Source organism: Sphingopyxis sp., from assembly GCF_016793825.1.
Lineage (GTDB): Bacteria > Pseudomonadota > Alphaproteobacteria > Sphingomonadales > Sphingomonadaceae > Sphingopyxis.
On the sequence record NZ_JAEULM010000017.1, the window covers coordinates 55,298 to 67,981 of the forward strand.

At 65.1% G+C, this 12,684-nt stretch carries 13 protein-coding genes; 9 read left to right on the forward strand and 4 right to left on the reverse strand.

Annotation, left to right across the window (positions count from 1 at the left end; genetic code table 11):
* Positions 1-27: 27 nt before the first annotated feature.
* Both JNM03_RS03995 and JNM03_RS04000 read right to left on the reverse strand, forming a co-directional pair.
* Positions 28-678 (reverse strand): sigma-70 family RNA polymerase sigma factor, encoded by a 651-nt coding sequence (locus JNM03_RS03995; RefSeq protein WP_294034579.1) that lies wholly within the window; start codon positions 676-678, stop codon positions 28-30.
* Positions 678-944 (reverse strand): NepR family anti-sigma factor, encoded by a 267-nt coding sequence (locus JNM03_RS04000; protein WP_294034581.1) that lies wholly within the window; start codon positions 942-944, stop codon positions 678-680. Before JNM03_RS04000 ends, JNM03_RS03995 begins: the two co-directional genes overlap by 1 nt.
* A 173-nt stretch (positions 945-1,117) precedes the next feature.
* Between JNM03_RS04000 and JNM03_RS04005 the strand changes: the two genes are divergently transcribed.
* Together JNM03_RS04005 and JNM03_RS04010 are read left to right on the forward strand one after the other, a co-directional pair.
* The gene (locus JNM03_RS04005) at positions 1,118-1,522 is read left to right on the forward strand and encodes a BLUF domain-containing protein (RefSeq protein ID WP_294034582.1); all 405 of its coding nucleotides are present in this window, start codon (positions 1,118-1,120) and stop codon (positions 1,520-1,522) included.
* 76 nt (positions 1,523-1,598) lie between these two features.
* Positions 1,599-2,219: a sigma-70 family RNA polymerase sigma factor gene (locus tag JNM03_RS04010; protein ID WP_294034644.1), complete on the forward strand. Its 621-nt coding sequence runs from the start codon at positions 1,599-1,601 to the stop codon at positions 2,217-2,219.
* 16 nt (positions 2,220-2,235) lie between these two features.
* On the opposite strand, the gene JNM03_RS04015 is transcribed toward JNM03_RS04010, so the two are convergent.
* Positions 2,236-3,027, reverse strand: a complete 792-nt coding sequence (locus tag JNM03_RS04015) for a response regulator (protein WP_294034583.1) — start codon at positions 3,025-3,027, stop codon at positions 2,236-2,238.
* A 206-nt stretch (positions 3,028-3,233) separates the two neighbouring features.
* Between JNM03_RS04015 and JNM03_RS04020 the strand changes: the two genes are divergently transcribed.
* The 7 genes from JNM03_RS04020 (at position 3,234) to JNM03_RS04050 (ending at position 12,377) form a co-directional block, all read left to right on the forward strand.
* Positions 3,234-4,772: a GAF domain-containing protein gene (locus JNM03_RS04020; protein ID WP_294034584.1), complete on the forward strand. Its 1,539-nt coding sequence runs from the start codon at positions 3,234-3,236 to the stop codon at positions 4,770-4,772.
* A 50-nt stretch (positions 4,773-4,822) separates the two neighbouring features.
* The gene (locus JNM03_RS04025) at positions 4,823-6,073 is read left to right on the forward strand and encodes a putative DNA modification/repair radical SAM protein (RefSeq protein WP_294034585.1); all 1,251 of its coding nucleotides are present in this window, start codon (positions 4,823-4,825) and stop codon (positions 6,071-6,073) included.
* Positions 6,070-7,497 carry a UdgX family uracil-DNA binding protein gene (locus JNM03_RS04030; protein WP_294034587.1) on the forward strand — a complete coding sequence of 476 codons (1,428 nt, stop codon included), beginning with the start codon at positions 6,070-6,072 and terminating at the stop codon, positions 7,495-7,497. Before JNM03_RS04025 ends, JNM03_RS04030 begins: the two co-directional genes overlap by 4 nt.
* Positions 7,497-8,510, forward strand: coding sequence for a ligase-associated DNA damage response exonuclease (locus tag JNM03_RS04035; protein ID WP_294034589.1), 1,014 nt, complete (start codon positions 7,497-7,499; stop codon positions 8,508-8,510). Before JNM03_RS04030 ends, JNM03_RS04035 begins: the two co-directional genes overlap by 1 nt.
* On the forward strand, positions 8,507-10,075 hold the full coding sequence (locus JNM03_RS04040; protein WP_294034591.1) for a cisplatin damage response ATP-dependent DNA ligase: 1,569 nt from the start codon (positions 8,507-8,509) through the stop codon (positions 10,073-10,075). The genes JNM03_RS04035 and JNM03_RS04040 overlap by 4 nt, the downstream gene beginning before the upstream one ends.
* A gap of 99 nt (positions 10,076-10,174) precedes the next feature.
* Positions 10,175-10,789, forward strand: a complete 615-nt coding sequence (locus JNM03_RS04045; protein WP_294034593.1) for a superoxide dismutase — start codon at positions 10,175-10,177, stop codon at positions 10,787-10,789.
* 208 nt (positions 10,790-10,997) lie between these two features.
* Complete coding sequence (locus JNM03_RS04050; RefSeq protein ID WP_294034594.1) at positions 10,998-12,377, forward strand: L-serine ammonia-lyase; 1,380 nt, start codon at positions 10,998-11,000, stop codon at positions 12,375-12,377.
* 20 nt (positions 12,378-12,397) lie between these two features.
* Here JNM03_RS04050 and JNM03_RS04055 read toward each other — a convergent pair whose 3' ends face one another.
* Positions 12,398-12,601: a hypothetical protein gene (locus JNM03_RS04055; protein ID WP_294034596.1), complete on the reverse strand. Its 204-nt coding sequence runs from the start codon at positions 12,599-12,601 to the stop codon at positions 12,398-12,400.
* Positions 12,602-12,684 lie beyond the last annotated feature (83 nt).

Consider the following 12,684-nt stretch of genomic DNA (forward strand, 5'->3'; position numbering starts at 1 on the left):
CCCCTCTCGGCAAAGTCGAGAGGGCGATCAATGGTCGGGCGCCTCGCGGCGGGCCGTGATTTCCTCGACGCTGTCCATGATCGCGTCGATCGCTTCGCTGGCGGGTGGGGCGTCGGCGCGTTTCTGGACAAACTGGCCGCTGTTCATGATCTCTTCCAGCGCGGCGCGCGCGCGAGAGACGCGGCTTTTCATGGTGCCGAGGGCGCAGTCGCAGATGTTAGCGGCTTCTTCGTAGGAAAGGCCACCGGCGCCAACAAGAATCAGGGCTTCGCGCTGGTCCTGCGGCAGTTCCATCAGCGCACGCTGGAGGTCGGCCATCTCGCCGCTTTCTTCCTGCGACGCCGGGGTCGAGAGCGTGCGTTCGACCGTCACTTCGTCATATTCGCCGTGAAACTTGTTGCGGCGCATCTGCGACAGGAACGTGTTGCGCAGGATGACGAATGTCCACGCCTTGATAGACGTGCCGCGTTCGAAGCGGTCGCGCGACGCCCATGCCTTGACCATCGTGTCCTGCGTCAGGTCGTCGGCGAGATCGGGGTTACCCGACAGGCTGCGGCCATAGGCGCGCAGATGGGGGATGACGCCCGCCAGCAGCGCCTTGAACTCGTCGTCCGGCAAGGCTTTGTCCGATCGAATCTGTTCGGCCTGCGACCGCGGCGCAGCTTGGGTATCCGCCATTATTGCTTCGGGCTTTTCGATGGCGTCTTCCGGTCGAGTTCCGACAAGAGGTCGAGCATGGTGTCGGGAAGCTGTTCCGCGACGATATTGCCATAGATCATGCGCAGCTTCGCACTCACGGGTTCGGGCGACTGACGCCCGGTCAGCGTCCGGTGCCACTGGTCGCTGCCGGTGCCGGGAAAGGTTCCCTGCCGCCGCCGAGCGCCATCGCTTTCGGCGAAGGGCCGATCCTTTCCGTTGAGCCTGTTGTTGCCGTGCGTAGCCATGTCCTGAGCAACGAGGAAAGACGGCTGCGGTTCCACGGCTCATCGCTTTTTGCGCGGAATGCGTTGCCAAGAAACCACAGTCTTCCTAACCTGATCCCGGCGCGGACCGTCCGGCACGCGGCGAGGGGTCTGGGAGATGTCCGCCGCAAGGTGGAGCCGGGAGGGCGTGCCACTTGCTGTCCGTCATCTATGTCAGTGTCGCCGACCCGCTGATCCGCGACGAGGATATCGCCGCGATCCTGCTTGCCGCGCGGCGGAACAATCGACGCGACGACCTGACCGGCGCGTTGATCTATAACGGCCATAATTTCATGCAATTGCTGGAGGGGCCGGCGAAGAAGATCGAAGCTTGCCTCGATGCGATCCGCCGCGACCCGCGGCACAGCGGCATGACCGAAGTGCGCCGGCGTAACGTCGAGACGCGCGACTTCGCCGATTGGTCGATGCTGTATAACCCCGATTTCGACGGCCACGCCGAGGATCTGGCGCGGCTTGCCGCCGACGGGCGGATCGACGCGCAGGACGAACGGATGATCGGCAATTTCATCGCCCTTGGCCGGCACCGTCCTTCCCGCTGATCCGGCCGGCGCTTGCATTGAGATTTCAAGGCGCTAAGCCTGATGTAAGCTTATCGTCCGACGCCGCAGCAAAGGCATATTTATCAGCGAAGACACACCTCAACCGCTCGACGATGCCAGCTTCAAGCAGGAATTGGCGACGATGCTCCCGCACCTGCGCGCGTTCGGGCGCAGCCTTACGGGCAATGCCGATCTGGCCGACGATCTGGTCCAGGAAACGATGTTGAAGGCCTGGAAGGCGCGCGCGAGCTATATTCCCGGCCCGGCGAGCATGAAAAGCTGGGCGTTCGTTATCTTGCGCAACTGCTTCCTGTCGCAGATGCGGCGCAAGAAGTTTACCGCCGAATATGACGAACTCGCCGCCGAGCGGCTGCTCGTCGCGCCCGACGACCAGACCGACAGCCTGCACCTCGCCGATGTCCAGCGCGCGCTGCTGATGCTGCCCGTCGACCAGCGCGAGGCGTTGATCCTGATCGGCGCGGGGCAGCTTTCCTATGAAGAGGGCGCCGAGATTTGCGGCTGCGCCGTCGGCACGATGAAAAGCCGCGTGTCGCGTGCGCGGGCGGCGCTGCATGCGATCCTCGACGGCAGCGACATGCCGCTGCGGAGCACCGACCCGCTGGCGCCGAGCGATGCGTTCGCGTCGATCATGGGCAATGTCGATCGGCTGACCGGCGGCGGGCCTTCGCCCGACTGACGGAGTCCGGCCCCGTTCAGGCGGCCAGTTGCGGGGTGAACAACAGGCTCTGGCTGATCGCCGCGCGGACGGTATTTTCGCCGAAGGGCTTTGAGATCAGGAAAGTCGGTTCAACGCGATTGCCGGTGAGCAATCGTTCGGGAAACGCGGTGATGAAGATGACCGGCACCGGCGCGATCGCCAATATGTCCTGCACGGCGTCTATTCCCGATGACCCGTCGGCAAGCTGGATGTCGGCGAGGACAAGCCCGGCATCGGTGTCGCGGAACGCCGCCACGGCATCGTCGTGCGTCGTCGCGACGCCGGCGACCTCATGCCCGAGGCTGCGGACGATCTGTTCGAGATCTATCGCGATCAGCGGCTCGTCCTCGATGATCAACACCGACGTACGCGCTTCGCGATCCATCTCGCCGACGGCTTCGGCAAGCAATGTTTCGACCATGTCGCAGTGGGTACCGGTGATCGTTGCGGTTTCGGAAACCGAAAAGCCTTCGAGCGCGGTGAGCAGCAATATCTGGCGACCCAGCGGCGTGATGCGCGCGAGGCGGCGGTTGGCGGCGCGGACGAGCGGGTCGCTCTCGTCGTCGCCCTCGCCGTCGGACAGGAAGGCGCTTTCCCAGATGCGGTGGAAATTGCGGTAAAGATCGATGCGCGTGTCGGGGCCGGTGCGGAATTCGTCGGGGGCGGCGACGATGACTTCCAGCGTCGTGTGAACGAAATTGTCGCCATGTTGCTGGCTGCCCGTCAAGGCGCGCGCATAGCGGCGCAGGAACGGCAAATGCCCGCGGATTTCTTCACCCAAGCTCATGCGCGCTCTCCCTCTTTCAAGCTGTCATACGCGGCGACGGGCGGTCGGTTCCGGTTCCGGTCCGAAAAAGCGGGGTTTCGGATTGCAACTGTTGTCGCCGCAGTGCGTAGAGTCAGCCGGGACGCGATCGGGCTTGCGCATAGGGGACGGATTTTATCCATTTTCCTTCGCTGCCGGGCCACCACGCTTTTGTAGGGACCATTTTCATGGCAGAGCGGCCCGCAATGAAGATCGATGCGTCGGCATCGGCAGGAGGCGAGGGGCGGATCTTGCAGGAAGGTGGCGAACGCGATCCGGTGCAGCGCGAACGCTGGCGACTGGATACGCTGCACGAATACCGGATCATGGATACGGAGCCCGAAGCAGGGTTCGACCGCGTGACCAAGCTGGTCGCCGACCTGTTCGACGTCCCCATCGCGCTTGTCTCGCTCATCGACGATTGCCGCCAGTGGTTCAAATCGGCGCACGGGCTGGATGTTCCCGAAACGACGCGCGATATCAGTTTCTGCCAGTTCGTCGTCACCGAGGAAAAGCCGATGGTGGTGGCCGACGTCCTGGGCGACGCGCGGTTCGCCGACAATCCGCTCGTCACCGGAGATCCCTTCATCCGCTTTTATGCCGGGGTTCCCCTGCGCGCCTATAATGGAGCGATCCTGGGCACGCTGTGCATCATCGACCGCAAGGAGCGCCAGTCGCCCGACGTCCGCGAGATGGAGCGGCTGGAAGACTTTGCCGCGATCATCATGGCCGAGGCGGAGCTGCGCCGGACGAGCGCCGAGCGCGATCATGCGCGCCGCGCGCTTGAACGCGCGCTGGATTTCGCGGGCATCGCCACGTGGCAATATGATCCGCGGACCGATCGGCTGCGCACGCAGGGCGCCGGCGCCGAGCTGTGGGGGTCGGAGTTCGGGGCGACGCTTGCGACAGGCGACGGCTTTTTCGACCTGGTCCATCCCGACGACCGGGCGACGGTGCGCGCTGTCCTTCAGGAATCGGTCGCGAATGGCACGCCCTATATGGCGGAATATCGGGTTCTGAACCCCGAACGCGGCGTCCGCTGGAACGCGGTCCGCGGGGACTGGGACGTGCGGTCGAACGACGCCATGCTGACCGGCGTCAGTATCGACATCACCGAACAGAAAAGCCGGCAGGAAAATGCCAATCTGTTGATGCGCGAGTTGCATCACCGGATGCGCAACCTTTTTGCGACGGTGAGTGCGATCATCTCGCTGACGCGCCATGCGGCGGTCGACGTCGACGATTATGTCGAGCGGATCGGCAGCCGCCTCGATGCGCTGAACCGCGCGCAGAATGTGCTGCTCAGCGCGAATTTCATGACGGGATCGATGCATGCGCTGATGCGCGAGGTCGAAGCGGCCTTTCCCCGTGTCCACTGGTCGGGTCCCGACCTTCTGCTGCCCGAGAATGCACTCGTCGCGATGGCGCTGTTTTTCAACGAGCTCGCGACCAACGCGGCGAAACACGGGGCGCTGACCGGCGACAAGGGCCGTGTCGAGGTAAGCTGGACGCAAGAGACCGAAGGCGCGGACGATCGCATGTTCCGTCTGACCTGGACCGAAAGCGGCGGCGACCGGACGGTGATCGCGCCCGAACGGACGAGCTTCGGCACCTTGCTGATGGAACGCAGCGTCCGCAACAATCTGGGCGGCACGATCGAACGGCATTGGGAGCCGGCGGGATTGATCGTCGAGATTGCCCTTCCGGCGCGCTGGCGCGAGGCTTGATCGCGACGGAAGTATTTGTTCTCTTTATGTTCGCATGATAGGCAGCGGACATGGCAGCCAAACCGATTCTCGAAAAGCTGGCGGTGCTGGCCGACGCGGCCAAATATGATGCGTCATGTGCCTCGTCGGGCACCGTCAAACGCGATTCGGTCGCCAGCAAGGGGATCGGGTCGACCGAGGGAATGGGCATCTGCCACAGCTATGCGCCCGATGGCCGGTGCATCTCGCTGCTCAAGATCCTGCTCACCAATTTCTGTATCTATGACTGCCGGTTCTGCATCAATCGCGCGTCGAGCAATGTGGAGCGGGCACGGTTCAGCCCGCAGGAGGTCGTTCGGCTGACGCTCGATTTCTACAAGCGCAACTACATCGAAGGATTGTTCCTGTCGTCGGGCATCATCCGGTCCGAGGATTATACGATGGAGCAGCTTGTCGAAGTCGCGCGCATCCTGCGCGAAGAGCATCGCTTTGGCGGCTATATTCATTTGAAGACGATTGCGGGCGCCGATCCGGAACTGATCGCGCTGGCGGGTCTGTATGCCGATCGCCTGTCGACCAATGTCGAACTGCCGACCGCAGCGGGATTGGAGAGCTTCGCGCCCGAGAAAAGGCCCGAGACGATCCGCAAGACGATGGCATCGGTGCGCGTCGGTACCGAGGATGCGATCGACGCGGCGAAGAGTCGGCTGATCGGCAAGGCGAAGCCGCCGCGTTTCGCGCCCGCCGGACAATCGACGCAGATGATCGTCGGCGCCGATGCGGCGCGCGACGACGACATTCTGGAATCCGCGACGAGCCTCTATTCGGGGTACCGGCTTCGCCGCGTCTATTATTCGGCGTACAGTCCGATCCCCGACGCGAGCAGCGACCTGCCGCCTGTGCGGCCGCCCCTGATGCGCGAGCACAGATTGTATCAGGCCGACTGGTTGCTGCGCTTCTATGGGTTCGAACGCGCGGAGATCATGGAGGGCGCGCGTGGGGGAATGCTCGATCTTGCGATCGATCCGAAGCTCGCCTGGGCGCTCCAGCGGCGCGAGGTCTTTCCGGTCGATATCAATCGTGCGCCGCGCGAAATGCTGCTGCGCGTGCCGGGGCTCGGGACACGCGCGGTCGACCGTATCATCGCGGCGCGGCGTCTTGGCAGGCTGCGGCTCGGCGATCTGGCGAAGGTGACCGCAACGGTGAAGAAGCTGCTGCCCTTCATCGTCACCCCAGACTGGCGGCCGGGTAACCTGACCGACAGCGCCGGCCTTCGCGCGCGCTTCGCACCGCCGGCCGAACAACTGGCGCTCGCGCTGTGAGGGAGGTGATCCTGAAGGCGCCCGGCGATTTTGCCGAATGGCGGTGCGCGGCGCGCGGGCTGCTCGCGAGCGGCGTGACGCCCGACGAGGTAAGCTGGCGTGGCGGCGTGGAGGGGGCTTCGCTGTTCGGCGATGTAGGGTCGGGAGCGCCCGCGGGGCCGCTCAGCCTGCCGCGCGAATTGGTCGAGATTGCCGAACGGGTGATTTGTCATCGCGACCCCGAGGTGCCAGCGCGACTTTACCGGATCGTCTGGCGCGGGGCGCGCGACCGGCAACTTCTCGCGCGGACGACAGACCGCGAAGTCGCCTGGCTGCGCAGCGCCGACAAGGCGATCCGCCGCGACGTGCATAAGATGCATGCGTTCGTGCGTTTTCGGCGGCTGGGCGAGGAAGCGGGGCGCGAGAGTTTCGCGGCGTGGTTCGAGCCATCGCATCGCATCCTGCGGCTGACCGCGCCTTTCTTCCAGCGGCGCTTCTACGGCATGGACTGGGCGATCGTGACGCCGGATGCACGTGCGATCTGGCAGGACGAAACGCTCAGCTACGGCCCCGGCGGGTCGAAGGACGAGGTGCCCGAGAGCGATATCGTCGAGGACCAGTGGCGGACCTATTACGGCGCGATTTTCAATCCCGCGCGGGTCAAGGTCGATGCGATGCGCGCCGAGATGCCGAAGAAATATTGGAAGAATCTGCCTGAGGCGCGGGATATCGCACCGTTGCTCGCGGGGGCGGAGGCGCGGGTGGAACGCATGCGCGAAGCGGCCGTTTCCATCGCGAACCCTCTGACCGACAAATGGCGGACGCGCGTGCCCGACGAACTGCTGCTCGACGATGATGTGAAGACGCTGGACGATCTCGCGCGCGCCGTCGATCGCTGCACGCGCTGTCCGCTGCACTGCCGTGCGACGCAAGGGGTGTCGGGTGAAGGGCCGGCGGATGCGCGCATCATGGTCGTCGGCGAGCAGCCGGGCGACCAGGAGGATTTGCAGGGGCGGCCCTTTGTCGGCCCCGCCGGGCAGGTGCTGGACGCGGCGCTGGAGGAAGCGGGGATCGACCGGAGCCGGCTGTTCCTGACGAACGCGGTCAAGCATTTCAAGTTCGAGCCGCGCGGCAAACGCCGTCTCCACCAGAACCCGACGACGGGCGAGATCGACGTCTGCCGCTGGTGGCTCGACAAGGAACGGGCGTTCGTCCGGCCCGCACTGATCGTCACGCTGGGCGTGAGCGCGCTGCGCGGGGTAACGGGCAAAAGTGCGCGCATCGCGTCGATGCGTGGCGCGGTGCATGGACTGGAGGGCGGAAGCAAGTTGGTCGCGACGATTCACCCGTCCTTCCTGCTTCGCCTGCCCGACCGCGAACGCGCGGCCGAAGAGCGTAAGGCCTTCGTTGCCGACCTGATCCGCGCACGGCGGCTCGCCGCCTGATGGCGCAGGCGAAAACCTGGATCGAGCCGCATTCGGGCGGCATTTACGTCAAGCCTGCCGACCTGTGGATCGACCCCTCGCGCCCGGTCGAACGCGCCGCGGTGACGCACGGCCATGCCGACCATGCGCGCAGCGGCCATGGCGCGGTGTTCGCGACCCCCGAAACGCTGGCGATCATGGCCCTGCGCTATGGCGTCGATACCGAGGCGAGTCACAATCAGGCCTTCGTCTATGGCGACGGCTTCGAGCGCGGCGGGGTGCGCTTTTCCTTCCACCCCGCCGGGCATGTCCTCGGCAGCGCGCAGATTTTGATGGAATATGCGGGCGAGCGGATCGTCGTGACCGGCGATTACAAGCGGCGTCCCGACCCGACCTGCGCGCCGTTCGAGGTCGTGCCGTGCGACATCTTCGTCACCGAGGCGACCTTTGGCCTGCCGGTGTTCCGCCATCCGCCGACGTCGGGCGAGATCGCCAAGCTGATCGGCGCGGTGCGCGCCGAGCCGGACCGTTCGGTGCTTGTCGGCGCCTATGCGCTGGGCAAGGCGCAGCGGGTTATCGCCGAACTGCGCGGCGCGGGGTGGGACGCGCCGATCTTTATCCACGGCGCGCTTGATCGCATGTGCGCGCTCTATGCGATGCACGGCGTCGACCTTGGCGAGCTGCGGCTGGTGAGCGAGGCCGACAAGGGCGAGATGGCCGGGCAGATCGTGCTGGCGCCGCCCTCCGCGCTGAACGACCGCTGGTCGCGGCGGCTGCCCGATCCGGTCACCGCGATGGCGTCGGGGTGGATGCGCGTGCGCCAGCGCGCGCGGCAGCGGATGGTCGAACTGCCGCTGGTGATTTCCGACCATGCCGACTGGGACGAACTCACCACGACGATCGCCGAGGTGAACCCGGCGGAAAGCTGGATCACCCATGGCAGCGAGGACGGGCTGCTGCGCTGGTGCGAACTCACCCAGCGCAAGGCGCGCGCGCTGCACCTTGTCGGGCGCGATCTGGAGGAAGAGGCGTGAAGCGTTTCGCGGCGCTGATCGACCGGCTGGTCTATACGCGATCGCGCAACAGCAAGCTGGCGCTGATCGTCGATTACCTGCGTCATACGCCCGATCCCGACCGCGGCTGGGCGATCGCCGCGCTGACCGAGAGCCTCGACTTTCCGGCGGTGAAGGCGGGCACGGTGCGGGCGCTGCTGGCGACGCGGATCGACGAACAGTTGTTTCGCCTGTCGCGGCACTTCGTCGGCGATACGGCGGAGACGGCGGCGCTGCTCTGGCCCGATGCGGCCGGGCCGAAAGCCGATCTTGGCGTCACCGAAGCCGTCGAAGCCCTTTCCGCCGCGACCCGCAGCGACGCCCCTGCGATCCTCGCCGCGCTGCTCGACCGGCTCGATGCCGACGGGCGCTATGCGCTGCTCAAACTGGCCCTCGGCGGAATGCGCGTCGGGGTGTCGGCGCGGCTGGCGAAGCAGGCATTCGCGCAGGCGTTCGCCGTGCCGGTCGACGATGTCGAGGAACTGTGGCACGCGATCCCGCCGCCCTATGCGCCGCTGTTCGCGTGGGGCGAGGGGCGGGCGCCGCGGCCCGATCTTGCCGACGTCGCCTTCTTTCGCCCTTTCATGCTCGCGCATCCGCTGGAAGAAGAGAGTATCGACCTCGCCGACTATGCCGCCGAATGGAAATGGGACGGCATCCGCGTGCAAATTGTCCGCGGGGGCAGCGAGACGCGCATCTACAGTCGCGGCGGCGAGGAGATCAGCGGGGCGTTTCCCGAGCTGGTCGCGGCGTTCGATCAGGACGCGGTGATCGACGGCGAACTGCTCGTGCGCGGCGATGTGCAGGGGGGTGAGGCGGCGAGTTTCAACGCGCTCCAGCAACGCCTTGGGCGCAAGACGGTGTCGAAGAAAATGCTCGCCGATTATCCGGCCTTCGTGCGCGTTTATGACCTGCTTGCGGTTGACGGAAACGACCTGCGCGCGCTGCCGTGGACCGACCGGCGGCGGCAACTGGAAGCTTTCGTTCCGCGCCTCGCCGACAGTCATTTCGACCTGTCGCAGGTGATCGACGCGACCGACTTCGACGACCTCGCCGAACGCCGCGCCGGAGCGCGCGATGCCGCGATCGAGGGGGTGATGCTCAAGCGTCGCGACGCGCCCTATGTCGCGGGACGCCGCGCGGGGCTGTGGTACAAGTGGAAACGCGACCCGCTCGTCGCCGATTGCGTGATGATGTATGCCCAGCGCGGCAATGGGCGCCGCGCCAGCTTCTATTCGGATTATACATTTGGTTGCTGGTCGGATGCGGGCGAACTGCTGCCGGTCGGCAAAGCCTATTCGGGCTTCACCGACGAGGAACTGAAATGGCTCGACACATTCGTGCGCGACAACACGCTGAACCGCTTCGGCCCGGTTCGCGAGGTCGAAAAGACGCTCGTGCTCGAAGTCGCGTTCGATTCGATCCATGCGTCGAAGCGCCACAAGTCGGGGCTGGCAATGCGCTTTCCGCGCATATCGCGCATCCGCCGCGACAAGCCCGCCGAAGAGGCCGACCGGATTGCGACGCTGCGCGCGATGGTGACGTGAGTTGAGGGCGAGGAAGGAAAAATTGCCGGCGTGGGGCTTGCAACCATCCGGTAGAGGGCCGAATTAAGGGGCCATCCAAACAGAATAATGGAGACTGCCATGACGATCGCTTTCCCGCCGCTGCCCTACGCCCAGGATGCGCTGGCGCCGCATATTTCGGCCGACACGCTCGCGACTCATCATGGCAAGCATCACAAGGCCTATATCGACAAGACCAATGCCGCGATCGAAGGCACCGAACTTGCCGACAAGAGCCTCGAGGAAATCATCCATCACGCCGAAGGCGCGGGCAACAAGGGGCTGTTCAATAACAGCGCCCAGTCGTGGAACCACGCCTTTTACTGGCACAGCCTGTCGCCAACCAAAACCGCTCCGTCGGGCGACCTGGCCGCCGCGATCGATCGCGATTTCGGCTCGCTCGACGACCTCAAGAAGAAGCTGAAGGAAACCGCGGTCAACCACTTCGCCTCGGGCTGGGCGTGGCTGGTTGCCAAGGACGGCAAGCTGTCGGTCACCGACACGCATGACGCCGGCACCGAAGTGACCGCCGGGATCAAGCCGCTCGTCGTGATCGACGTGTGGGAACATGCCTATTACATCGACCGCAAGAACCTGCGTCCGGCCTATGTCGATGCGGTGGTCGACGAACTGCTCAACTGGGATTTCGCCGCCGAGAATCTCGCGCGCGATGGCGCCTGGACCTATCCTGCGTAACAAGGTGATCCTCCCTGCCGCGCAGCGGTGGGGAGGGGGACCGCCCGCGTAGCGGATGGTGGAGGGGCCGCGCCATGGTCCCTCCGTCAGCCCTTCGGGCCGCCACCTCCCAAGGCTTCGCCGTAGGGAGGATTCTTATTGCGCGCCGTAACGATAATTGGCCCGTCCGGGCCTATCCCGGCGATCGCTATCCGCCTATAGCGCCGACATGACGATCAGCCTCTTCGAACTCTTCAAAATCGGTGTTGGTCCTTCGAGCTCGCATACGGTGGGCCCGATGGTCGCGGCGCGGCGTTTTGCCGTCTGGCTGGAGGAACACGGCCTGTTGACTCAGACCGCGCATGTCGAGGCCGATCTCTATGGCTCACTGGCGCTGACGGGGAAGGGGCACGCCGCCGACACGGCGGTCGTTGCGGGCTTGGCGGGGGAAATCCCGGCCTCGACCAGCTTTGCCGCGATCAAGGCGCATTGGGACCGGGCGGTCGGTGAGGGGTTCCTCTATCTGCTCGGCCGCATCCGCGTGCGGTTCCAGCCGGCGCGCGACCTGCATTTCCAGATGAAGCAGCGTCAACCTTTCCACAGCAACGCACTGTCGTTCACCGCGCGCGACGGTGGGGGAGAAATTCTCGCCAAGCGGATGTATTTCTCGATCGGTGGCGGCTTCGTCGTCGATGAGGATGAGGCGGGCCGCAACAGCCGCGGGGCTGAGGATGAGGTCGAACTGCCTTTCGCCTATACCTCGGGCGCCGATCTGCTGAAAATGGGCGAGGCTTCGGGCAAGAGTTTCGCCGAAATGATGCTCGAGAACGAACTGGCGCATCGCAGCCTCGCGGAAGTCGAGGCGGGGCTGGACGCAGTCGCCGAGGCGATGGATGCATCGATCGAGGCCGGCTGTTCCAGCACCGGAATCCTGCCCGGCGGCCTGAAGGTCAAGCGCCGCGCGCCGCAGATCGCGGCCGACATCCGCGAACGGCACGAGGCGAACCTGTCCGATCCGATGGCGATGATGGACTGGATCAACCTGTGGGCGATGGCGGTGAACGAGGAAAATGCCGCGGGCGGCAAGGTCGTCACCGCGCCGACGAACGGCGCGGCGGGGATCATCCCGGCGGTGATCCGCTATTACAAGCGCAGTTATCGCGGCGATGCTGCGGGCGTGCGGACCTTCCTGCTCGCCGCGGGCGCGGTCGGCGCATTGTACAAGCGCAACGCCAGCATCTCGGGCGCCGAGGTCGGCTGCCAGGGCGAGGTCGGCGTCGCCTGTTCGATGGCGGCGGCGGGGCTGACCGCCGCGCTCGGCGGTACCAACGCGCAGGTCGAGAATGCCGCCGAGATCGGCATGGAGCATAACCTCGGCCTCACCTGCGATCCGATCGGCGGGCTGGTGCAGATCCCGTGCATCGAGCGCAACGCGATGGGCGCGATCAAGGCGATCGACGCGAGCCGTATCGCGATGATCGGCGATGGCACGCATGTCGTCAGCCTCGACACGGTGATCGCGACGATGCTGCAGACCGGCCGCGACATGCGCGACAAATATAAGGAAACGTCGAAGGGCGGGCTGGCGGTGAGCGTGGTGGAGTGTTGAGCTAAGCCGTGGCTGCTTAACTAGCCGAAAGTTACGCCCCGCCGCTGGTAAAAGCCTTCCCAATTGGCCGGCTCGGGGTTTTGTTCGGCATAACGCCGCTTTGCGTCGGCATGTTTGCGAGCGAACCAGCCATTAAATTCGACCATGTACGCTTCGCCGTCCCCCATACGCCAGCCAATAGAGCCAGCTTGAATATTAGGATGAGTTTTCCATGGCGGTATCATGGTATGGGACTAGCCCAAATCAAAGTTAGCTTGCAACTGAGGCGCAGGGAGAGCCCGACCTCACCTTCATCGTCATCCCGGAC

Coding starts and splice junctions, on each gene's coding strand:
- JNM03_RS03995 (WP_294034579.1), bottom strand. CDS start 678: ATGGCGGATACCCAAGCTGCGCCGCGGTCGCAGGCCGAACAGATTCGA.
- JNM03_RS04000 (WP_294034581.1), bottom strand. CDS start 944: ATGGCTACGCACGGCAACAACAGGCTCAACGGAAAGGATCGGCCCTTC.
- JNM03_RS04015 (WP_294034583.1), bottom strand. CDS start 3,027: ATGAGCTTGGGTGAAGAAATCCGCGGGCATTTGCCGTTCCTGCGCCGC.
- JNM03_RS04020 (WP_294034584.1), top strand. CDS start 3,234: ATGGCAGAGCGGCCCGCAATGAAGATCGATGCGTCGGCATCGGCAGGA.
- JNM03_RS04025 (WP_294034585.1), top strand. CDS start 4,823: ATGGCAGCCAAACCGATTCTCGAAAAGCTGGCGGTGCTGGCCGACGCG.
- JNM03_RS04035 (WP_294034589.1), top strand. CDS start 7,497: ATGGCGCAGGCGAAAACCTGGATCGAGCCGCATTCGGGCGGCATTTAC.
- JNM03_RS04045 (WP_294034593.1), top strand. CDS start 10,175: ATGACGATCGCTTTCCCGCCGCTGCCCTACGCCCAGGATGCGCTGGCG.
- JNM03_RS04050 (WP_294034594.1), top strand. CDS start 10,998: ATGACGATCAGCCTCTTCGAACTCTTCAAAATCGGTGTTGGTCCTTCG.
- JNM03_RS04055 (WP_294034596.1), bottom strand. CDS start 12,601: ATGATACCGCCATGGAAAACTCATCCTAATATTCAAGCTGGCTCTATT.